This window comes from Pontibacter korlensis (assembly GCF_000973725.1).
Taxonomy (GTDB): domain Bacteria; phylum Bacteroidota; class Bacteroidia; order Cytophagales; family Hymenobacteraceae; genus Pontibacter; species Pontibacter korlensis.
In genome coordinates, this window is sequence record NZ_CP009621.1 from 5,065,760 (window position 1) to 5,087,339 (window position 21,580).

Consider the following 21,580-nt stretch of genomic DNA (forward strand, 5'->3'; position numbering starts at 1 on the left):
TGCAAGTAATCGCTGCATAATTTGCCTCGGGCCGTGTGCATTTTGATACTAGCGCAAAAACTGTATTTTTACATAAATCCACCTAAAAAACTAATTAAAACTATGGCAACTGATATTCTGCAATCAAAATCCACGGCAACAGATATCCTGCCACTAAACGGTACCGACCATATCGAGTTTTATGTTGGTAACGCTAAGCAGGCTGCCCACTTCTACCAAACTGCCTTCGGCTTTAAACTGGTGGCATACGCTGGTCCCGAAACTGGAATACGGGATCGCGCCTCTTATGTACTGCAGCAGGAGAAAATTCGTTTAGTTCTAACCACCTCCCTTAACCCTGAATCTGAGATCTCGAAGCACGTACACCTGCATGGCGACGGTGTAAAGGTACTGGCCCTTTGGGTAGATGATGCCGAGGAAGCATTCCGTGGCACAGTAGACCGTGGAGCCAAGCCCGCTCATGCTCCTACCACCCTAACTGACCAGTACGGCGAGGTGAAAGTAGCCTCCATACAAACTTATGGCGACACCATTCATACTTTCGTGGAGCGCAAGAATTACACTGGTCCGTTTATGCCGGGCTATGTGGAGAAAAAAAGCCTGCTGGATGTTGAGCCTGTAGGCCTGAAGTATGTAGACCACTGCGTAGGCAACGTAGAGTTGGGCCGCATGAACGAGTGGGTAGAGTTTTATGAAAAAGTAATGGGCTTCCAGCTCCTACTCACCTTCGACGACAAAGACATTAGCACAGAATACACAGCGCTTATGTCTAAGGTGGTTTCCAACGGAAACGGTTATATCAAATTCCCGATAAACGAGCCTGCCGCCGGTAAAAAGAAGTCGCAGATAGATGAGTACCTGGAGTTTTACCGTGGTGCCGGCGTGCAGCATATTGCCGTTGCCACCGATAACATCCTGCATACCGTTAGCGAACTTCGCCGCCGTGGCGTAGAGTTTCTTTATGTGCCCGAAACATACTACGACGACCTATTCGAGCGTATTGGCAAGATAGACGAAGACATGGAAGACCTGAAGAAGCTGAACATACTTGTGGATCGCGATGACGAGGGTTATCTGCTGCAGATCTTTACTAAGCCGGTAGAAGACAGACCAACCGTATTTTACGAGATAATACAACGTAAGGGAGCACGCTCTTTTGGCAAGGGCAATTTTAAGGCGCTGTTCGAAGCAATTGAGCGGGAACAAGAACTACGAGGCAACCTTTAAGCCAAAAATAAAGTATAGCCGCGTGTAAATGTGGCTAAAATATATTTATTTTGATATTACTATACTTCACACCAGTTCTACGGCTGCGCTTCGTGTTCGGCCAGAGCTGGTGTGATTTTTTATCTTAATGCTTTCAAAAAGCCGCAACTACTTAACACAAAAAACTGCTACTAAAACATCAGCATAATCAAACTATGTTAGAGACATCTATAAAACAGAAAATTGATCAGTGGCTATCAGGCAATTATGATGAGGCCACCAAGGCAGAGATAAACAGCATGCTGGAGCGCAACGAGCATGAGGCGTTGACAGACGCTTTTTACCGCGACCTGGAGTTTGGTACTGGCGGTTTGCGTGGCATTATGGGTGCCGGTAGCAACCGCATGAACCGTTACACCTTGGGTATGGCTACACAAGGCCTATGTAACTATCTGCACCAGAACTTCCCAGACCAAGATATCAAAGTGGCTATTGCCCACGATAGCCGTAACAACTCTTCAGAATTCGCCCGCATTGCAGCCGATATTTTCTCGGCAAATGGCATTACTGTATACTTGTTCGAGGCTCTGCGCCCTACGCCGGAGCTATCGTATGCTATTCGCCACCTGGGTTGCCAGAGTGGTGTGGTAGTAACGGCATCTCATAACCCTAAAGAGTACAACGGCTACAAAGTATACTGGAACGATGGTGCCCAGGTAACGGCTCCGCACGACAAAAACATCATCTCCGAGGTTAATAAGATCACCTCTATTGATGAAGTAAAGTTTCAGCCAGATGCAGACAAGATTCACCTGCTGGGCAAGGAACTAGATGAAGCTTATATAGAGCAATTACTGGCCCTGTCGATCTCGCAGGAGGCTATTAAGCGCCAGCACGACCTGAAAATTGTGTTCACGCCACTACACGGAACAGGTATTACACTGGTGCCGGAGGTGCTGCAGCGTTTTGGCTTTACCAACGTGCACATTGTAGAAGAGCAGGCAGAACCAAACGGTAACTTCCCTACAGTGGTTTACCCTAACCCTGAAGAGAAAGAGGCGATGTCGCTGGCTATGAAAAAAGCCGCTGAGATTGACGCTGACCTGGTGCTGGCAACTGACCCAGACTCTGACCGTGTAGGTATTGCAGTTAAAAACCAGAAAGGCGAATTCGTACTCCTGAACGGTAACCAAACAGGTGCATTGCTCATCAACTACCTGCTACAGGCATGGCAAAAAGCTGATAAGCTTACAGGTAAAGAGTTTGTAGTGAAAACTATCGTAACTACCGACCTGATCAAGGAGGTTGCTGACAGCTACAACGTTACGATGTATGAGACCCTGACCGGCTTCAAATACATCGCGCAGATAATCCGTGAGAAAGAAGGCCAGGAAGTATACATTGGCGGTGGCGAGGAAAGCTACGGCTACATGATCGGTGACTTTGTACGCGATAAGGATGCCATCTCGGCATGCGCCCTTATAGCTGAAATGGCTGCCGTGGCAAAAGACAGTGGCCAGAGCCTTTTCGAGATGATGGTGAGCATGTACGAGAAGTATAACTTCTATAAAGAAGAGCTGATCTCTATCACAAAGAAAGGACAGCGCGGTGCTGAGGAAATTCAGCAGATGATGGCTAACATGCGCAGCAATCCGCCAAAGCAGATTGCAGGCTCTAATGTAGTTGAGGTGCGCGATTATAAAATGAGCACCCGCAAACTGGTGATGACTGGCGAAGAGCAAAAGCTAACGCTGGAAAGCTCAAACGTACTGCAATACCTAACCGAGGATGGCAGCAAAATTTCAGCCCGTCCGTCAGGTACTGAGCCAAAGATCAAGTTCTACTTCAGCGTGAAAGAGCCGCTTGCCTCAGCCAGTGAGTATGAAGCAACAGAGCAAAAGCTGAGTCAGAAAATTGAACAGATACAGAAAGACCTGAAGCTGAAATAAGGCAAGGTTCTTTAATAAGGAATGGCTAAATCGCAGATTATACTTTCGGCGGTTTAGCCATTTTTCGTTTTGCCCAATTCTTTTTACCCACCACGCAACCTCAACAAGCACTTGCCATTAAGCTTCTACTGCTAGCAAGAACAGGTTCTTTTTCTTAGATTTTTTAGCTGAATTGGCATAACATTTTTGTACCTCAACTGCTTTATTGGTTATAACTAATATTGCAACTTACGCCCCACAGCGTCAGCTTAATTGCAATTTCTAATTTCGACCTTATTAAGCTAATGACAGATTTATTTCAAAGTATAAAACACGTAATAGAAACACGCCGCACCACCAAGCCACCCAAAATGAACGGGCAGCGCATACCTGACGAACTGGTGCAACAATTAGTAGAGCTAGCCGATTGGGCTCCCACACACGGCCATACTGAGCCCTGGCGTTTTATAGTATATGCAGATGGCGCTACTACAGATTTTTGCCAACAACACGCGGAGCTGTACAAGCAGAGTACGCCAGAGGATAAGTTTATGCAGGACAAGTATGAGAAGCTGCTGCACATGGGCGATCAGGCATCGCACATTCTGGTGGCTTACATGCGCCGTGGCGACCTTCCTAAAGTTCCGCCACTCGAAGAGATAGCCTCCACTTCCTGCGCCATACAAAACCTGCTGCTAGGTGCTGCTGCTCTCGGCATTGCTAGCTACTGGGGTTCTGGCGGCATGGCCTATCACCAAAGTATGAAAGACCACCTGCAGCTTCGGGAGGAAGATGTAGTGCTGGGCATCTTATACTTGGGGTATGCCGAGCAAGCTACTGGCGAAGGCAAGCGTATGGTGCCACTGCAGGAAAAAGTAACCTGGAAAAAATAGCATGGTTTCGCCGTTGTGCAAGGGCTAAGCTCCTTCTGCTTCTCCCCTTTGTTAGACCATCGATCGGTAAGCATAATATACCTTTAACCCGGCACCTGTTATATACTATAGCTGTTTTACTATATTTGTAGAGCAACAAAATTCTGCCAAACACGAAAAACGAGTTAACGCTTTTAAGAAATCATAACCTTACCATATGAGAACTATAGACCAGTATAATTTTGCCGGTAAAAGGGCATTAGTGCGTGTAGACTTTAACGTGCCTCTAGATAGCGAATACCGCATCACCGACGACACCCGTATCCGTGCGGCGGTGCCTACCATCAACAAAATACTGAACGATGGCGGTGCTGTTATCCTGATGTCGCACCTGGGACGTCCGAAAAGCGGACCTGAGGAGAAATTCTCGCTGCGCCACCTGGTACCACGCCTCGAAGAAGAGTTTAAAATAAACGTGAGGTTTGCTTCTGACTGTGTAGGCCCTGACGCAGCAAAATTAGCGCACGACCTGCAGCCAGGCGAAATTCTGCTATTGGAGAACCTGCGCTTCCACAAAGCTGAAGAGAAAGGCGATCCGGAGTTTGCCAAAGAGTTGTCTACCCTTGGCGATGTGTATGTGAACGACGCCTTCGGTACTGCACACCGCGAGCATGCCTCTACAGCTGTTGTAGCACGCTATTTCCCTAACGATAAAATGATGGGCTATGTGATGCAGGCCGAGCTGGACAACGCACGCCGTGTACTGGAAAATGCTGAGCGTCCGTTCACAGCTATTATGGGTGGTGCCAAAATTTCAGATAAGATCCTCATCATCGAGAAACTACTGGACCGCGTCGACAACCTAATTATTGGCGGTGGTATGTCTTATACTTTCGTGAAAGCTGATGGTGGCGAAATCGGTTCGTCTCTGGTAGAGGCAGACAAACTGGACCTGGCAAACCGCCTCATCAAACTGGCCAAAGAAAAAGGCGTTAATATCATGATTCCGGTTGACTCTGTTATTGCCGATGCCTTTAGCAACGACGCTAACGTAGACACAAAGCTAAGCCACCATATCCCGCAAAACTGGATGGGTCTGGATATCGGACCTGAAGCACGCGAGCAGTATGCCGCAGTAATTGCTAACTCCAGAACCATTCTTTGGAATGGCCCGATGGGTGTTTTCGAAATGCCGAACTTCTCGGTAGGTACACAAACGGTAGCCGAGGCCGTAGTTGCCGCTACTGCTAATGGTGCTTATTCCCTGATAGGCGGTGGCGACTCTGCAGCAGCAGTAAACCAGCTTGGCTATGCCGACCGCGTATCTTATGTGTCGACTGGTGGCGGTGCGCTGCTGGAGTACATGGAAGGCAAAACCTTGCCGGGTGTGGCCGCCATCGAGCGCAACGATTACTAATGTTTCATTTTCTGGGTCACCGGCACCAGGTGACCCAGCTCAACATATACTATGAGCGAAATCAAAGCTACCTATAAAACTGCTGAAGAGGCTCTTTCTGTTATCAAGTCAGGAGACCGCGTTTTCGTACAGGGCAGTGCGGCTACGCCACAATTCCTGATCAGCAAACTGGCAGATCGGGCCGATGAGCTACGAAATGTAGAACTGGTTAGTATCACGACCTACGGCGAGATTCCGTTAGCTGAAGAGCGGTTCAAGGATTCCTTTTTCATCAACTCCCTGTTCGTGTCTGCCAATGTGCGGGATGCGGTAAACGGTGGCCGTGGCGACTATACTCCTATCTTTCTGAGCGAGATTCCGCACCTGTTCAGGTCTGGCATTTTGCCGCTGGATGTTGCCATTGTACACGTGTCTCCACCTGATAAGCATGGCTACTGCTCTTTAGGTGTATCAGTAGACGTTACCCGTGAGGCAGTACTAAGTGCCAAGTATGTTATTGCACAGGTTAACCCTCAGATGCCACGCACCCACGGCGACGGCTTAATACACATAAACCAGCTGGATGTGCTGGTAGAGATAGATGAGGAGCTGCCAGAGGTGGACTACAGCCTGCGCATTACCAGTGTGGAAGAAACAATTGCCCGCTACATATCAGAGATGGTAGAAGATGGTGCTACCCTGCAAATGGGTATTGGCGCTATACCAGATGCTGTACTTAGCAGCCTTACAAACCATAAAGAGCTGGGTATCCATACCGAGATGATGTCTAACGGGGTGATGCAGCTGGTGGAAAAAGGTGTAATCACCAATGAGCATAAGTACAGGCACCCAGGCCGTATTGCCACAGGCTTTATTGTAGGTAACCGCAAGCTCTACGACTTTGTGGATGATAATCCGCTTATCCTCATGCAGCGTACCGACTACGTAAACGACGTTACCATTATCCGCTCTAACCCTAAGGTAACAGCCATCAACAGCGCCATCGAGATAGACCTTACTGGTCAGGTGGTTTCTGATACCATTGGCAAGTACCAGTTTTCAGGTATAGGCGGGCAGATGGACTTTATCCGTGGGGCGGCCTTATCTCCGGGAGGTAAACCAATTATCGCACTACCTTCTGTAACGCGTAAAGGTATTTCCAGAATCACGCCTCTTATAAACGAAGGTGCTGCCGTTACCACCACCCGTGCGCACGTGCATTATGTGGTAACAGAGTATGGCGTAGCTTACCTTTATGGCAAGAACCTGCGCCAGCGTGCCAAGGCACTCATCGACATCGCTCACCCAGATCACCGCGAGCGACTGGAGCGAGAGGCTGTGGATCGCTACGGATTCTTATAGAACACTATAAAGAAAGAATACAAAATCCCTGTCGCTTTTATGTGGCAGGGATTTTTTGTTTATATTGTACTAACGCTATGAAACCAGATCATGCTTAGAACACCTACTTCCATACTTTTTCTGCTGCTCGGCCTGTTTATACTTGGCTGCAGCCCCGAAACAAAAAAAGCCTCCTCCCCTACTGCCAAGTTTGAGCTCGAAGAGGCAACCATTGAGGACATACATCAAGCCTTTAGGGAGGGCACATGCTCCTGCCAGCAGTTGGTAGCAGCATATTTCGAGCGGATAGAACAGTTCGATAAGCCTACCAGGCTCAATGCTATAGTGGTTACAAACCCTGAAGCTATGGAGCGTGCTAAACAGCTTGATGAAGAGTTTGCTGATACTAAGGTGCTGCGCCCCCTGCACTGCATACCGGTTATTGTAAAGGATAATTACAATACAGAAGGCCTGCAAACTACTGCCGGTTCACTGGCATTAAAAGGTTTCAAACCTGCCGAGGATGCATACCAGGTGCGAAAGTTAAAAGAAGCCGGAGCTATTGTACTTGCTAAGTCAAATATGGCTGAGTGGGCCTTCAGCCCTATGGTAAGCATCAGCTCCATTGCAGGCGAGACCCTCAACCCCTATAACCTGGAACACGTTCCGGCTGGCTCCAGTGGTGGCACTGCAGCAGCGGTGGCTGCTAATTTTGGCACCGTAGGACTTGGCACCGACACAGGTAACTCTATTCGTGGGCCTTCGTCACACAACTCACTGGTAGGTTTTCGTTCTACGCTGGGCTTAACGAGCCGTGCTGGTATTGTGCCGTTATACCTACGCAACGATGTAGGCGGCCCTATGGCACGCACAGTAGAGGATGCCACAAAAATTCTAGAGGTAATTACTGGCTATGACCCGGCTGATCCGCTAACCAAGTATAGCCAGGGTAAAGTGCCACAGAACTACCAACAGTACCTGAAAAAGAACGGGTTAAAAGGTGCCCGAATTGGTGTGTTCAGAACGCTAAGCGAGAAGAACCCTGATCCGCAGGTAAAGGCGCTTTTTGAGCAAGCCATTGCAGATTTAAGAGCCTTGGGCGCCGTAATAGTAGACTCGGTAGAGGTTACCAACTTTGACGAGCTTAGCCAGGACCAGTGGTGCGATGTGTTCCTGCACGATATAAACGAGTACTTAGCTGCTCAAGGACCTAATGTACCTGTTAAAAACCTGGATGAGATTGTTGCTTCTGGTAAGTACTCTCCCTACATAGAGGAAAACCTGAAGTATTTCCAGCAGAACCAGTTTGTAGCAGAGGAAGGATCTCACGCCTGTGGCGATGCCTATAACGACCCTAGAAGAATAGCTTACCGCAATGCAGTAGAGGCAGCAATGGAGAAGTATGACGTTGGCGCCATTATCTATCCTACCTGGAACAACCCTCCCGCTAAAGTCGGAGATTTTGCAGGTTATAAAGGCGATAACAGTCAGATTATAGCGCCCCATACAGGGCAGCCCGCTTTTACAGTACCTATGGGCTACACCTACGACAACTTACCGGCTGGCTTGCAGTTCCTCGGCCGCATGTACGACGAGCCTACGCTCATCAAGTATACTTATGCCTACGAGCAGGGTACAAAGCATAGAAAACCGCCTGTGAGGTTTACAAAAAGTGTCGCTAGTGGAAGATAAAACTACTGCTGTACATAGTGCAAATAAGCGTATGTTCACGTTTATCTGGTAGTTGGCAGTGAAAGAAACTATGAAGAACTCTTTGCTATTTGTATTTCTGGTGCTTCTCTTATCATGTGGAAGTCGAGAAGAGAGTAAACAGTTAGCAGTGATGAGTCCTGAAGAAGCCGCTGCTGAACAGGAGGACATTAGTTTTAAAAAGATTACCTTTTCTGTTCAGCCAGGGTGGAGCCGAGAGAAGTATGCGAAAGATGTTGAAATTACCCCAGATAGTATATTGTATTATCGTTTGAGAGAGAGGCACAGCGAAACTGTAGTAGAAAATTATAAAGTTAAGCTCGATTCTGTTGGTATGGAGAGAGTCTACGGATTTCTTGATTCTACAGACTTCAATGGCCTGAAGGATTATTATTACGACTCTGAAGACGCAGCTTTTTTCTCACTACAGTTTGTCTTCCTTAATGGAGAAGTGAAGATGAAAGGTACTTTGCCAGATGACTATTGGAAAAAAGTATACAAGCTCCTTATGCTAATTGACAAGCAAAATTTAACTAAGAGTGAGAACAGGCATTTTAGTACTACTGAAGACGTACTGCTTCCTCCTCCTCCTGCTCCAATAAGTGTACCTTATGACAGCTTAAACAAAAAGTGAAAACTACCTCTGCCAACAACACCTTTACGGTAGCTACGCCACCGCAAAGCCCAATCCGTTGATGGTTTGAAAATGTATAAAACATCAAGTGAGTAAAGAATGGAAACAAACTAAAATCCGGCAGGAAATAATAGTTACCACCTCTCTTCTCCTCACAAGAGCCACAGCATTTGGATGCACAAGCTCAACTGCTTTCTACTCATCGACAATACATACTGACAAAAATCAAAAAAGCCCCTCCAATTGGAGGGGCTTTTCTTTTAACCATTCTTTGGGTTCAGAATGTTATCAATCCTTACTATTGCATCATCAATATGATACCTGGTGAGGTCATTGCTGTAGCGATTGCGGGCGCTCTTTAACTGGCGCTGCAACTGTACTAGCTCCCCTCTCACGATGGAACGAATATCAGACTGGTTGATCTCAACCGGAGTACCGAAACGGCTGCTGCGGCCGGGTTCCTCGTTCAACAGATAAGCCATTCTATCCAGATAAGCTTTCTGCAGGTTTCTGCGATAGATGTCTACCGTAGCACCGCTGTATACTTCGCTCCAGATGCCACGCTGTAGTTGGCGCACCATATTCAGGGCGTTATACTTCACACCGTTAACCTCATTCTCCATCAGGCGGGCCATTCTATCCGGAGAAAGCAAGTTGTTCAGGTGTCGCGCTTGCAGGCTTCTTATACTTTCAGCATAATTAGCGTGGTGAGTATTACGGCTGATTTTAGATTGGTGTAGCCACTCTGGCGAAGAAAAGGCATTGCTCAGAAGCCAGTCCATAGACGCCACCTGCTCTTTGGCAGAAACCGGAGTATAAACAAAACCCTGCTGGCTTGGCTTCAGACGGTTCTCGCGTACACCACCTACATTGGTAACTACGTGGCCAATGTAGCGGCTCCACACGCCTAGTAGTTCGCCATAAAGCTCATCCAGGTCTTCATAGTCATTGGTTTGAGCTGCAGTCCAGTCGTATAGCTTCGGTGCCACAAGCTTTAGGTTTTTAAGGCCGTAGGTGCTGGCTTTTATTACATCGTCGCCTATACCCTCGGTCTGGCTTTGTGGGTCGTAACCACCGCTTCCGCTGCCAAACTGATAGATAGGGCTGCCGGATTTCTCCTCTATCCACTTGTTAAGTGTCGGAACTTCAGCTTCTGCATTTTTTGCCTCAGGCAGATAGCGATAGCCCCAGTTAATAACGTAATGGTCGTACGGCCCTAGCTGACGGATAAAGCGGATATTTTTATCACCTGGCTGAGCTACATAGTTGTAACGGGCGTAGTCCATGATAGTGGCAGCAATGCCATTCTTCTGCGTAAACTCGCCGTTGCGCAAAGAGTCAGTTGGGTAAGCCGCACTGGCTTTCATGTTGTGTGGCAAGCCAAGCGCGTGCCCTACTTCATGCGTTATTACCTCCTTCATCATCTCGCCCAGGTCCTCTATTGGAGTATTTAATGTACGTGCAGCAGGATTTGCAGCACCAGTCTCCAGCAAGTAGCGGTTACGGTAAGAGCGCAGGTGGTTATGGTACCAGATGATGTCACTCTCGATTATCTCGCCTGAGCGAGGGTCTGATACGCTTGGGCCTACCGCATTGCGGGTAGTGCTGGCCACATAGCGAATTACGGAGTAGCGTGCATCCTCAGGGCTGAAATCAGGATCTTCTTCCGGTGATGGAGGATCTTTAGCAAGAATAGCATTTTTGAAGCCTGCCGTTTCAAAGGCCTCCTGCCACTGCTCTACACCAGCTTTAATGTAAGGGCGTAGCTTTTCTGGCGTGGCTGGGTCAAGGTAATAAACAATAGGGTTAACAGGCTCCACCAGCTCACCACGCTTGTAAGCTTCAATATCTTTCGGTACTAACTTCCAACGGCGGATGAAAGATTTCTGGTCTGCTTTCAGGGCTTCTGAGCCATAGTCGTACTGGTTGATGTTGAAGTAACCTACGCGGTAATCGTTGATGCGTGGCTGCATTGGCACTTTTGGCAACAGCACCATCGATTGGTTCATGATGATACTTATTGAGCCTGTAGCAGAGTTTGATGGTGGCTCTGTGGCATCATAAGTAAAGTCCTGCTTCACTTCAATATTCAAGGGGAAACTTTTGGCACTCTGTATAAAGCTACGGCTGTCATCAAGCTTGCTCACTTTATACTGTTTGCGTAGGTCAGCATCCAAACCGCTGAATGCTTTTACATCACTCAAGAAGAACTTGGTTACATCGATCACATAACCTGCCGAATCCGGGGAAAGAGCAGCTATGTCGAATGCATAAATGGTAGGCTGGTAGTTATTAGCACGGACCGAAAGGCTAATAGCTAAAGAGTCTGCAGCATAAGCACTGTAAGACTTAGTCTTGAGTACGATTTTGTTCTCAAACTTCTGCCACTCCACCATCTGCTCGTTTACTGAAGAACCGGCATTTACGTATCCGCCACCAAGGCCCGAAGGCAGGTTAGCAAAACGGCTGATCCATAAGAAGTCGCGCTGCAGAAGCGAGTCAGGAATCTCATAGTAGTACTTATCGCCTACTTTATGAATAGTGAAGACTCCTTGATCAGATACAGCTTCTTTGGTGATAACATCGCTGTAATTTTTGAGGCCACTTTTAGGAGCAGGCTTACTCCTTTCCGTGCTTTCAGTTTTGGCAGCTGTAGAGCCCTGCTTCGCTACTTTGGTGCTGGAGCAGGATGTTTGGGTGAGAGCCATAAGCAGGGCGGCGCTTACGACGTGGTAGAACTTTGGCATTTACTGGTTGAATGATTAAACTTACATAAACCCACTAGTGCTTGTTAGTGGGTGTGATTATCCACTTTTAAAGGTAAGTTTAAATTCAGAAAGTAGCTATAGGTTAAGGCAGATTAGCCTGTGTTTACTCCTGTAGTAAAACTCGCTTTACAGCTTAGCTGCCTTGCAGCACACGTGCTGTTACCAGCAGTTGGCCCACATGCCGCTGTGTGTGCTCTGCCGCATGCACCAGAAGCCCCAGCACTGTAGAAGGTACTTGTTTGCGCCCCACACCTCTGGTCTCCAGCAAAGTATGCTCATCGGTTTGTCGCAACTGCTCCAAAGCTTTATCTACCTGCTGTTCGAATGCCCGCACCAGGTCCTGCACATGAAATACTTTGTCTGCGGGTTTCCCCTCCTCTTTCAGGGCATCTAACTGCGCCTGTGTCAGTTGTTCGTTACGGGCATAAGTAAATAATCGGTCGAGTACTCCCCGCAGGTGCTGCAAATGAAAACCCACCGACGCGACGCCGGCAGGTTTATTCCATAGCAACTCATCAGGGAAGTGCTGCATCTTTGCCTGCACTTCCTCGCGTGCCTGTAGCAGGGCATGTGCCACCGGCTGCAGCAGGCCCGGCATATCAGGCAAAGGACCACGCAGCCATACTTCCAGTTTTTCTTCTGGTGCCATTCTGTTATTTTGTTGTAGTAAGTCGAGTTTTGGTTTATCCTACTGTTACCACCACTTTGCCATTTGTTTTACGGGTTTCCACCTGCTGGTGTGCCTTAGGCATGTCTTCGAAGTCAAAAACATGCGACACATGCGCTCTTAAGTTTCCCTCCTTCAGCATCTCTGCAAGCTTGGCCATATCTTCTCCGCTGGAGTGTACCAGGTAGCTCTTCGCCTCGATATTGCGTTTCTTTGCCTCAGCCTGCACGGCTTCGGTAGCTCCTCCAAGTATAGAAATTATTTTTCCGCCTTCCTTCAGCGTCGCCAGCGATCTGCGGGTGTTTTCTTCACCAAGGGAGTCCAAAACAATGTCTGCATCCATTACCACATCCTCCACTCTATACTTGTGGTAATCTAACTGTTCATCAGCTCCCATGGCTCTCAGAAATTCGTGGTTCTCCGGCGAAGCAGTACCAATAACATTGGCCTTAAAGAATTTGGCAATCTGTACGGCAAAGTGACCTACACCTCCTGCTGCGGCATGTATCAGCACACGCTGCCCCGGCTGAATTCCCGCCTGGTCTACCAACGCCTGCCAAGCTGTAAGAGCTGCTAAAGTGGCTGCTGCGGCCTCGTGATGCGATATATTTTCGGGTTTATGCGCCAGGTGCGTTTCAGGAGCTACTACGTACTCAGCGTAAGCCTTACCATGCCCTGGAAAGTTGACCATACCAAACACCTCGTCGCCTTCCTTAAAGTATTCAACACCTTCTCCCACAGCTGCTACTTCACCGGAAATATCCCAACCTACAATAACCGGTGGAGTCTCATTTAACTTATTGTAAAAGGCTTTTCCCTCGCGTGTTTTGGTATCTACAGGATTAATGCTGATAGCCCTGACTCTTACCAGCACTTCTCCTTTCTGTGGTTTTGGAGTATCTATTTCCTGCAGCTTAAGGTTTTCTGCAGGCCCTGGTTCATTCAGAACAAATGCTTTCATAGTGTTAAGTTGATTGTTGAACAAAAACTTTTTTATACAACTTAGCCCGGGGCAAAAGGTTTTGTATATACCTCCTTCAACACTACACAGCAATTTCTACTTCCGCACTATAGTAGCTTCTTATCGCGGCGGTTCAGGTATTCCAGCACCACCACCACTGAGTCAAGATCTCCTTTAGCGTTATACTTGCTAATCCGCTCCAACTCACCAGCAACCAGACCTGCTCTAGTATCCTCGACCTTTCCCTGTGAGTGGGTAACTTCGTGGCACCAAGGCAGTGGCTTACCTGGCTGGCTGTAGAGGTACAGCTGTGGGTAATGGCGATGAACTGCCGTAACGGCTGTCATGAAAGCGCGTGGCTGTTGGAAAGGAGCTGCCGCGACAGCTATACTTTTGTACCCTTGTTCTTTAGCATGCCGCACCATACATTCTGCTTCTATGAGAGTGTGCAGCTTATCAATGTTTGCCGGAGCTGAAACGGCTTCCAGTTTTTCTGAAGGGACACCGTTTTGCTGCAGCTCCTGGTACCACCGCTCAAAGCCGGGGTAGCCACTAATTGGCTCCGTATGCATAAACAGTACTCTCTGCACTTGCGCCTGATCTACCAGATACTTAGCAGTTGCAAACACTGAAGACTGGTTATCTTCTGTTTGTCCGAACAGGAAAAGCGCGTCCAAGGGCTGTTTTGGGAGCGTATCGGCGAGTGTTCTAATAATAAGTTCTTCTAACATAGCCCCCTTATACGGCTGCTGCTCCTGCTGGATTTCCGTGTACTTTAAATCGGATTGTGTACCTTTGTGTTATGGCAGAAGAACAAAAAAACAACCCACTGCATGGAGTTACGCTGCAGATGATGCTGGAGCATTTAGTTGATGTGTATGGTTGGGAACACCTTAGCCACAAGATCGACATCAACTGCTTTAAGAATAACCCAAGCATAAAATCTAGTCTCACTTTTCTACGCCGAACTCCCTGGGCCCGCGAGAAGGTAGAAAGCCTATACCTATACACTCTCCGACGCATAAAGTAAAATCGGTTTTTAATAGCGATAGTCACCCAGTAGCTTATGTAATACATGGGTACCGTCAGCTATACTTGATGGCTACTGTTTTGCACTTTGCTCAGGAATGACTAAATTTATTGTATGGGTAAGAGAAAGAACCTCCTGAGCTTGAAGTATATGCTACTGTACTTCCTATCTTTTACCGTTTGCCTCACTTTTCTAAAGCTGTGGGATACATGGAAAGTGCTGCTTTCCGGCACTAATGTTTATTGGACAACTGCATTTAGCGAACTCAACTTTAGCAGCATATTAGCAATAGCCCTTCCTGTCTCTATCGCGCTTGGACTAAGACAAGCCAGAAAAGAGCAAGTAAATGCTAGTTCCTGCTAGGCAGAATCAACTTAGGTGTAAGTCAATTTGCAGACAGAAACAGCACTTTTTCTTCAGCCGCTCCACAACGACCTGTTTCGTCAAAACTACAATACGCAAAAGCATCGGAAACTTTACTTGATATCGATTGTACTTGGTCCTGCTTTGCACCTCACCCTGCTCTTGCTGGATTTCAATTGGTATAATCTGGCTCTTTGCCTTGTTTTCTCAACCAGCACCTATACTTACTTCGCACTGGTTACCGGCAAGGATCCTTTAAAGGTGATGGGGACAAGCTACCTTAGCCTGAATAAGCACGGCTTTACCTATAAAAAACGCCGCCACAAGTCTATAGAAGTAGCGTGGCAGGAGGTAAAACACATGCAACTGCACCTGTTCTCTGTAGACTTTGAGCTACATGGCAGCCAAACAGTAAAAGTTAGCTTGGAAGAGCTAAATGATGAGAATTTGAAACTGGTGAAGCAGTGGTTGGTCGAGGTACAGAGTACGATTCATACTTAACCCTTCACCTCTAACTTACCACTCTCCTGATATGTGAGCCTGCCCACATCCAGGAGCTCCCGGATCAGTTCTGTTACTGTATCAGCATGCTTTGGCTCGAACTGCTGTACAAGGTCTTTCGGCAGGTATGGCTTAACCTGAATGAGCTCCACTAATTTATTGCGTAATACGGTTTTGTCTTCCAGCTGTCGCTGCTTTTTGCGTTCAGCCAGACAGTAGTCGCAGATGCGGCAGCTTGTGTCGGTTATCTCTCCGAAGTACTCCAGTAGGAGCTGAGTACGGCACCTGTTCCCGGTTTCTACATAGCGGCCCATTTCTTTTGCCTGCTGTAGTGCACGCTCACGAAGCGTATCCAGCTTCTTTGTATTAAGTATAACCCGGCTGGCATCCTCACGCGGTGCTGTAAACACAAGCTGTGGTGAGTCGTGCTGTGGCTCATAATTAATTACCTGAAGCTTATGCAGGAACTCCAGTTTACGGCGCAGCTCCTGTTCCGACACCTTCAACAACTCCGCCATCTTTCGCTCCCGCACCTTCACAAAATTAACAAATACCTCCCCACCGTACATCCGAAGTATAAGCTGTATAAGCTTGTCGTGCTCCGGATTCTTGAGCTGGAAGCTATACAGTTCCGTATTCTCCAGCACAACCATCAGCCGGGAAGGCATGTAGTACCCCTCATTAAGCTGCAGATATCCCTCCGACTCTAGCCTCTTTATGGCATGATGTGTCTCCAGGGGCTTTAGCTTATACTGTTTGGCAAAATCTGCTAACTCAAAATCGAAGCTGCTGAACTGCCCGCTGCCAGTTGCTAACTGGTAGTAGTTTGCCAAACACTGGTATACCCTGCGGATGAACTCCACCGGTGGATGCGCCTCTTCTACTTTTCGTTGCAGGTCGGCCACATCATTTGGACCAACAAGTATGGTGGCATAAGCATACAGCTCATCACGCCCCGCACGTCCAGCCTCCTGGTAATACGCCTCCAGGCTTTCAGGTAGGTCCAGGTGTACTACCAGCCGTACATCAGGCTTATCGATACCCATCCCGAAGGCATTAGTGGCTACCATCACCCGCACTTTATCCTCCACCCACAACTGCTGCACGGCACTGCGCTCTTCAAACTTTAGCCCAGCATGGTAGGCAGCAGCCGGAATACGGCGACTCTGCAAAAGTTTAGCCATCTCTACTGTTTGCCTGCGGCTACGCACATACACAATGCTCTGCCCCTGCATGCGCTGCAGCACTTCCAGCAGGCGGTTCGTTTTGTCTTCAGTCGCAATGCAGGAATATGATAGATTAGCACGCGCAAAGCTTTTCTGGAATACGTTTGGCTTCGGGAATTTGAGTTTCTCCTGTATGTCCTGCCTTACTGCCTCAGTAGCTGTGGCCGTAAGTGCAATAACAGGCACATCAGGCAGTGTATCCCTCAGCTCAGCCAGTTGCAGGTAGGGAGGTCTGAAGTCGTAGCCCCACTGTGAGATACAATGTGCTTCATCCACTGCCAACAGCGCCACTTTCATACGCTTCACTCGCTCCTGAAAAAGATCTGTTAATAAGCGCTCCGGGGACAAGTACAGAAACTTTATACCACCATACACACAGTTGTCCAAGGCAACATCAATCTCGCGGCGGCTCATGCCGGAGTATACTGCCACAGCCGGTATACCGCGCTTTTTAAGGTTCTCTACCTGGTCTTTCATCAAGGCGATGAGTGGTGTAATAACCAAGCATATTCCCTCCAGTGCCATTGCCGGCACCTGAAAGCATATTGATTTACCACCACCGGTCGGCAACAGGGCCAGTGTATCCTGCCCTGCCAGAACCGATCGTACAATCTCCTCCTGCAAAGGCCGGAAAGTGTCGTAGCCCCAATATGTTTTTAATATGTGGTGAATGTCCTGCAAAATATGGCTGTTTCTACACTGCGAAGATAAGACATAGCATATAGAAGTCAGCAGCAGTACTGAGGTTTGTACTTTCTATTTGATCCACCACAAGGGTAATCTTGCACAGTATCACCTTGGTAACCTGACAGAGACACCAGTGGTGATAAAGAAATCCGGAGCAACCTCATTGAGTCCAACTCCTAGCGCAAGGTCGAACTGTAGGTTGGGCCTGAGCAGAAAAAGTATGCCCGCGTCAGCCTGATGCTCAGCCTTTTCCCCTTTCTGCTTATTGCCAAACACCTCTCCGTAAATGGTTAACCTGTCGTGCACTTCCCCACTCAGGCTAAGCGTATAGCCCCTTCTGGTATCTCCCTCTACCCAGCTGTGAGATAAGTTATAGGCCAGCTCCAGCTTATCTGTTATCTCATTCGAAAACATGAGCCTTAGCTCTGGCTCCGGATTATCCGGGCGGAAGGCGCGTGAGCCTACAGGCAGTGCAGCTCGCACCAGGAAGGCAGCCTCCGGCCTCAAGCCCTGCTCTTTCCAAAGTTTGAACTTTAGCCCCAGGTTTAGTGGTGATAAGCCATCCACCTTACGCCGGGCACCATTCTCCACCACAGAGTCCCGCAGAGAGCTTAGCACCCTAAACTCAAGCCAGTCCAGCACACCAACCCGAAACAAAGCAGTAGGATAGGCATGGGTTCTAACAGTTTTCACTTCTTCTGTTGCCTTCTGATAAAAATAGCCAGATTCAATCTGCAGTGTACCTTTGGGAACAACCGTTGAGGACTCTGTCTGGTCAGGGCGGTCAGTTTCTATTTTCTCTTCTCCCTGTCCAAAACAAGGGCTAGCTGTAATGGTAATGAGCAACAGCAGCAGTATACTTCCCCAACGTGATAAAATTTCCATACAGCCTCCTAGTAAAGATGTGCTAAGCTATACGGCATAAACAAGCCTTCGGCTCTTACATATAAGGCAGCCTTATTGTGCAGGTGGAGATAAGGCAAAAAAATAGTCTCCACCTCTAAGGAGATGGAGACCAAAGCTATAGGTAAAGATAATTCTTATGCAGCAGCTGACTGTCCGTCTTCGCGCTCTTCAATCACCTTCTTCAATTTTTCGATAGCCTGCGCGGCACGCTCTTCGTCGAAGCGGTTAATGTTGAGCAACATCTTTGTTTTCTCCTGACGCGTAATGGTCGGGTTATTCAGCAAACGGATGATTTCTTCTTTCTGCTTAGCGGACGCATAACGTACGCTGCCAGACTGCTCCTCAGCCGGTTCAGCGGCCTCAGCCTGAGGTACAGCAGTAGAAGATTTCATAGTAGCCTTCTTCTCAGTTGGCACAGCTGGCTTAGCTGCCGGTTCGTTGCCACCGTAGTCCATTTCCTCAGAAGGAGTTGGTTCATATCCGGCAGCACGTATCACCCAGGCCAGGATGTTTCTATAAGCTTTACCAATGGCACGAGTCTGCGCCATAGAGGCAATGGCAAATTCCTGGTAATACTTTTTACCCTGCTCACGGTTAGAGCAAATGGCAAAGCCTGCTCCTACTACCTGCTGGCTGCGCAGGTCCAGCAAATTCACTTTTGCCTGGTACTTTATCTCATCATCGGTACTGATGTTCACTACATGCTCCACTACCGGTAAAATACCCAAACGCGAACCAGCATACTGCCAGCCCTCCACGTTCACATACTCTTTACCCTGGATATTCTGGAAAAGGCGGTTCTCCTTAATGAACTTAGCCAGGTCAGTGGCCAGGTGAAGCGTCTCATCAGACTTAGCAATATCATAGCTTTCAATCTTCGGCTTTTTAAGCACCTTTGTCTCTTTATTAGGTTGATTCATACTCATTTAGCTTTCATAGTTATCGTACATATATCAAACAGAGCAAAACCGCAAATAGTGCAAAAAATCAAAAAAAATAGCTATTTTATATTACTGATAATCAGTGACTTATAAAATATTTTCCTGATAAAGCAAGAGTTTGCGATTGCGCTGCTCAGAAGCTAAAAGTTGAGTAAAGGGTAAAAAGTGTTTACGAAGACTTTAGAGGTAGGGATATTGAAAAGGAAGAAACGGGCAAGTCGAATAGTTATACTTCTATAAAGCCAGAGAAGGCTCAAAGACAAACTAATTAGCGTTTATACGCAGGCAATTCTGACCATCACCCGAAGACTATTATACCAGGAATCGGCTTACTTCCACTCTTCACATGAAAATTGAGAACAGTAGCAAGAAAAGTCAAAAAGAGGAGCTTTTTAGCTTTAAAACTGCTGCTCCTGCACTATTTGTCCATCCTTCATCACCAGCGTACGATCTGCCATGGTGGCAAGCTGCTCGTTATGCGTCACGATCACGAAAGTTTGATTAAACTCGCTACGGAGACGGAAGAAGATATCATGAAGCTCCTGCGCATTTTTAGAGTCAAGGTTACCGCTTGGCTCGTCAGCAAAAATAATTTTTGGAGAATTGATAAGAGCGCGGGCCACGGCTGTTCGCTGCTGCTCACCACCCGACATCTCGGAAGGCTTGTGCTCGAAGCGGTGAGAAAGGTTTAGCATGGTTAGTAGTTCCTCTGCTTTCTGTCGTACTTCTTTCTCTGGCCGACCGGCAAGGAACCCTGGTAAACAAACGTTCTCTACTGCTGTAAACTCCGGCAACAGGTTATGGAACTGAAAAATAAAGCCAATGTGCCTGTTACGGAAGCGGGCCATATCAGCTGCATTCATTTTGGCAATGTTCTTATCATCAAACATTACCTCACCTGAATCAGCTGTATCCAGCGTACCCAAAATGTGCAACAGCGTACTTTTACCAGCCCCGGAGGCTCCCACAATAGAAACTACTTCCCCTGCACCAATAGACAAGTCGATGCCCTTGAGCACTTCCAGCGAACCGTACTTTTTATGAATGTTTTTTACCTGCAGCACTTTCTGTGAGTATAATTTGGCCTAGATAACGTAAGTTAATCAGCCAAAGCTACAAAAATTTTGGGGTTGATGATTGCTTACGTCCTACACTTAAGCCTATTCTCTCATAAGTATAAGCAAAATAACACCGATTAACTGGTACACGCTCCTCTGCGCAATTGAACTTACCGCTACTCCACCTCTTCTTCAGCAGCATTAACTGGCGAAGCTTCCAGCAAGCCCTTAACATATAGCTCATTGACTACCACCATCAGCACAGCAAGTATAGGAGCAGCAAGTAACAACCCTAAACCTCCTTGCAGTATGCCTAACAATACCTGGAAGAACAAAAGAAGTGCCGGTGGCAGATCAACTGTTTTCTGGAAAATAAGTGGTGTGATAAGATAGCTTTCAACCAGCTGTATACCACCGTAGAGCAGAAATGCATAAAGCGCCATTTGGGGGCTAACCGTAAGGCCAACTAACACAGCAGGCACTCCTGCTATTAAAGGCCCGACATTAGGAATGAACGCCAGAAAAAAGCCAATCAGGGCGAGTGCAAAAGCTAAAGGCAGCCCAATCAGGTTATATCCTATAGCCAAGCTTACACCAATAATGGCCATTGCCGAAAGCATGCCCACTAACCAGGATTTCAGGGTAGTGTAGCTCTTATCAAGCACCTCCCTGATATGTACGCGATGGCGCACCGGGAAAAGTTTGGATAAACCCACTGTGTACAGCGATGGATTTGCAGCCAGAAAAAGAGCTGAAATGATCACAATGGCAAAGTCAGCCAGAAAGCTCAGGGTGGATGAGAACATCCCGGATACCTTAGAAAGCAAAGCATCCTGTTTGGGCACCACTTCGCTCATATCATTGGGCACCTGCTGCATTAGCTTTTCGCCCCAACCAAACTGGGTAAGCCAGTGCTGTACCTGCGACACAGCCTGCGGAACCGTCTGCCGCATTTCCTTTACCTGCTGCCCTACGGTAGGTGCAATAAGCCAGAAAGCAACAAAAATCACCCCAAAGAATAAAAGCACAGCCAGTAAGAGGCTAAGTCCTCTTTTCAGATGCAGTTTATCAGTAATCCAATCTGCCATGCCACAGTATAGAACGGCCAGCAGGATAGACGCGAAAATGAGCAGGAAAAAGTAAGCATGCCACCCTAGCAGGTAGAAAGCAGTCAGGACTGACAGAACAATGAGCGCAGCTATTGCTACACGCTTGGCATATAAGTAAACATTAAGCATTAGTCTCTTAGGTTTGTATCATAGATGAGGCTTATTGAGTATACCCTGATACTGAGATAAGACTTTGCTCGTTGCAAAGGTACCTCGCAGTACAACACGGTCGGAAATATTTTAAAAACGCATTACTTGAATTTAAGGCGTGAAAGG

Annotated in this window: 18 protein-coding genes; 9 read left to right on the forward strand and 9 right to left on the reverse strand. The window is 47.5% G+C overall.

The window, feature by feature from the left end:
• Nucleotides 1-102: 102 nt before the first annotated feature.
• The 7 genes from hppD (at nt 103) to PKOR_RS21745 (ending at nt 9,087) form a co-directional block, all read left to right on the forward strand.
• The gene (gene hppD, locus PKOR_RS21715; RefSeq protein WP_046313491.1) at nt 103-1,227 is read left to right on the forward strand and encodes a 4-hydroxyphenylpyruvate dioxygenase; all 1,125 of its coding nucleotides are present in this window, start codon (nt 103-105) and stop codon (nt 1,225-1,227) included.
• A 194-nt stretch (nt 1,228-1,421) separates the two neighbouring features.
• On the forward strand, nt 1,422-3,155 hold the full coding sequence (locus PKOR_RS21720; RefSeq protein WP_046313493.1) for a phospho-sugar mutase: 1,734 nt from the start codon (nt 1,422-1,424) through the stop codon (nt 3,153-3,155).
• Between the two features lie 284 nt (nt 3,156-3,439).
• Nucleotides 3,440-4,027, forward strand: a complete 588-nt coding sequence (locus PKOR_RS21725) for a nitroreductase family protein (RefSeq protein WP_046313495.1) — start codon at nt 3,440-3,442, stop codon at nt 4,025-4,027.
• A gap of 196 nt (nt 4,028-4,223) precedes the next feature.
• The gene (locus PKOR_RS21730) at nt 4,224-5,423 is read left to right on the forward strand and encodes a phosphoglycerate kinase (protein WP_046313497.1); all 1,200 of its coding nucleotides are present in this window, start codon (nt 4,224-4,226) and stop codon (nt 5,421-5,423) included.
• Between the two features lie 51 nt (nt 5,424-5,474).
• Nucleotides 5,475-6,764, forward strand: a complete 1,290-nt coding sequence (locus PKOR_RS21735) for an acetyl-CoA hydrolase/transferase family protein (protein ID WP_046313499.1) — start codon at nt 5,475-5,477, stop codon at nt 6,762-6,764.
• 90 nt (nt 6,765-6,854) lie between these two features.
• Nucleotides 6,855-8,435 (forward strand): amidase family protein, encoded by a 1,581-nt coding sequence (locus PKOR_RS21740; RefSeq protein WP_046313500.1) that lies wholly within the window; start codon nt 6,855-6,857, stop codon nt 8,433-8,435.
• A gap of 70 nt (nt 8,436-8,505) precedes the next feature.
• On the forward strand, nt 8,506-9,087 hold the full coding sequence (locus PKOR_RS21745) for a hypothetical protein (protein WP_148561770.1): 582 nt from the start codon (nt 8,506-8,508) through the stop codon (nt 9,085-9,087).
• A 260-nt stretch (nt 9,088-9,347) separates the two neighbouring features.
• On the opposite strand, the gene PKOR_RS21750 is transcribed toward PKOR_RS21745, so the two are convergent.
• The 4 genes from PKOR_RS21750 to PKOR_RS21765 all read right to left on the reverse strand — a co-directional run bounded on the left by PKOR_RS21750 (nt 9,348) and on the right by PKOR_RS21765 (nt 14,214).
• A complete protein-coding gene (locus tag PKOR_RS21750) occupies nt 9,348-11,834 on the reverse strand; it encodes a zinc-dependent metalloprotease (protein WP_046313503.1) in 2,487 nt (828 codons plus the stop codon).
• Nucleotides 11,835-11,988: 154 nt separating this feature from the next.
• The gene (locus tag PKOR_RS21755) at nt 11,989-12,504 is read right to left on the reverse strand and encodes a DinB family protein (protein WP_046313504.1); all 516 of its coding nucleotides are present in this window, start codon (nt 12,502-12,504) and stop codon (nt 11,989-11,991) included.
• 34 nt (nt 12,505-12,538) lie between these two features.
• A complete protein-coding gene (locus tag PKOR_RS21760) occupies nt 12,539-13,483 on the reverse strand; it encodes an NADP-dependent oxidoreductase (protein WP_046313506.1) in 945 nt (314 codons plus the stop codon).
• Between the two features lie 107 nt (nt 13,484-13,590).
• Nucleotides 13,591-14,214: a hypothetical protein gene (locus PKOR_RS21765; protein ID WP_046313508.1), complete on the reverse strand. Its 624-nt coding sequence runs from the start codon at nt 14,212-14,214 to the stop codon at nt 13,591-13,593.
• Nucleotides 14,215-14,285: 71 nt separating this feature from the next.
• Here PKOR_RS21765 and PKOR_RS21770 point away from each other — a divergent pair, with 71 nt between their 5' ends.
• Together PKOR_RS21770 and PKOR_RS21780 are read left to right on the forward strand one after the other, a co-directional pair.
• Nucleotides 14,286-14,513, forward strand: a complete 228-nt coding sequence (locus PKOR_RS21770; protein ID WP_046313509.1) for a VF530 family protein — start codon at nt 14,286-14,288, stop codon at nt 14,511-14,513.
• A gap of 480 nt (nt 14,514-14,993) precedes the next feature.
• Nucleotides 14,994-15,377 carry a hypothetical protein gene (locus tag PKOR_RS21780; protein ID WP_148561771.1) on the forward strand — a complete coding sequence of 128 codons (384 nt, stop codon included), beginning with the start codon at nt 14,994-14,996 and terminating at the stop codon, nt 15,375-15,377.
• Here PKOR_RS21780 and PKOR_RS21785 read toward each other — a convergent pair.
• The 5 genes from PKOR_RS21785 to PKOR_RS21805 form a co-directional block, all read right to left on the reverse strand.
• Nucleotides 15,374-17,284 carry a RecQ family ATP-dependent DNA helicase gene (locus PKOR_RS21785; protein WP_046313512.1) on the reverse strand — a complete coding sequence of 637 codons (1,911 nt, stop codon included), beginning with the start codon at nt 17,282-17,284 and terminating at the stop codon, nt 15,374-15,376. The two genes, PKOR_RS21780 and PKOR_RS21785, sit on opposite strands and share 4 nt — an antisense overlap.
• 111 nt (nt 17,285-17,395) lie before the next feature.
• The gene (locus PKOR_RS21790; protein ID WP_084694881.1) at nt 17,396-18,175 is read right to left on the reverse strand and encodes a transporter; all 780 of its coding nucleotides are present in this window, start codon (nt 18,173-18,175) and stop codon (nt 17,396-17,398) included.
• A gap of 155 nt (nt 18,176-18,330) precedes the next feature.
• Complete coding sequence (locus PKOR_RS21795) at nt 18,331-19,116, reverse strand: hypothetical protein (RefSeq protein WP_046313513.1); 786 nt, start codon at nt 19,114-19,116, stop codon at nt 18,331-18,333.
• A gap of 419 nt (nt 19,117-19,535) precedes the next feature.
• The gene (locus tag PKOR_RS21800; RefSeq protein ID WP_046313514.1) at nt 19,536-20,201 is read right to left on the reverse strand and encodes an ABC transporter ATP-binding protein; all 666 of its coding nucleotides are present in this window, start codon (nt 20,199-20,201) and stop codon (nt 19,536-19,538) included.
• A gap of 170 nt (nt 20,202-20,371) precedes the next feature.
• Complete coding sequence (locus PKOR_RS21805) at nt 20,372-21,433, reverse strand: AI-2E family transporter (RefSeq protein WP_046313515.1); 1,062 nt, start codon at nt 21,431-21,433, stop codon at nt 20,372-20,374.
• Nucleotides 21,434-21,580 lie beyond the last annotated feature (147 nt).

Excerpts from the sequence above, each read along its gene's own strand:
- PKOR_RS21795 (WP_046313513.1), bottom strand. The coding sequence starts at position 19,116 with ATGAATCAACCTAATAAAGAGACAAAGGTGCTTAAAAAGCCGAAGATT.
- PKOR_RS21765 (WP_046313508.1), bottom strand. The coding sequence starts at position 14,214 with ATGTTAGAAGAACTTATTATTAGAACACTCGCCGATACGCTCCCAAAA.
- PKOR_RS21805 (WP_046313515.1), bottom strand. The coding sequence starts at position 21,433 with ATGCTTAATGTTTACTTATATGCCAAGCGTGTAGCAATAGCTGCGCTC.
- PKOR_RS21745 (WP_148561770.1), top strand. The coding sequence starts at position 8,506 with ATGAAGAACTCTTTGCTATTTGTATTTCTGGTGCTTCTCTTATCATGT.
- PKOR_RS21790 (WP_084694881.1), bottom strand. The coding sequence starts at position 18,175 with ATGGAAATTTTATCACGTTGGGGAAGTATACTGCTGCTGTTGCTCATT.
- PKOR_RS21770 (WP_046313509.1), top strand. The coding sequence starts at position 14,286 with ATGGCAGAAGAACAAAAAAACAACCCACTGCATGGAGTTACGCTGCAG.
- PKOR_RS21720 (WP_046313493.1), top strand. The coding sequence starts at position 1,422 with ATGTTAGAGACATCTATAAAACAGAAAATTGATCAGTGGCTATCAGGC.
- PKOR_RS21730 (WP_046313497.1), top strand. The coding sequence starts at position 4,224 with ATGAGAACTATAGACCAGTATAATTTTGCCGGTAAAAGGGCATTAGTG.
- PKOR_RS21760 (WP_046313506.1), bottom strand. The coding sequence starts at position 13,483 with ATGAAAGCATTTGTTCTGAATGAACCAGGGCCTGCAGAAAACCTTAAG.
- PKOR_RS21750 (WP_046313503.1), bottom strand. The coding sequence starts at position 11,834 with ATGCCAAAGTTCTACCACGTCGTAAGCGCCGCCCTGCTTATGGCTCTC.
- PKOR_RS21725 (WP_046313495.1), top strand. The coding sequence starts at position 3,440 with ATGACAGATTTATTTCAAAGTATAAAACACGTAATAGAAACACGCCGC.
- PKOR_RS21755 (WP_046313504.1), bottom strand. The coding sequence starts at position 12,504 with ATGGCACCAGAAGAAAAACTGGAAGTATGGCTGCGTGGTCCTTTGCCT.
- PKOR_RS21740 (WP_046313500.1), top strand. The coding sequence starts at position 6,855 with ATGCTTAGAACACCTACTTCCATACTTTTTCTGCTGCTCGGCCTGTTT.
- PKOR_RS21735 (WP_046313499.1), top strand. The coding sequence starts at position 5,475 with ATGAGCGAAATCAAAGCTACCTATAAAACTGCTGAAGAGGCTCTTTCT.
- hppD (WP_046313491.1), top strand. The coding sequence starts at position 103 with ATGGCAACTGATATTCTGCAATCAAAATCCACGGCAACAGATATCCTG.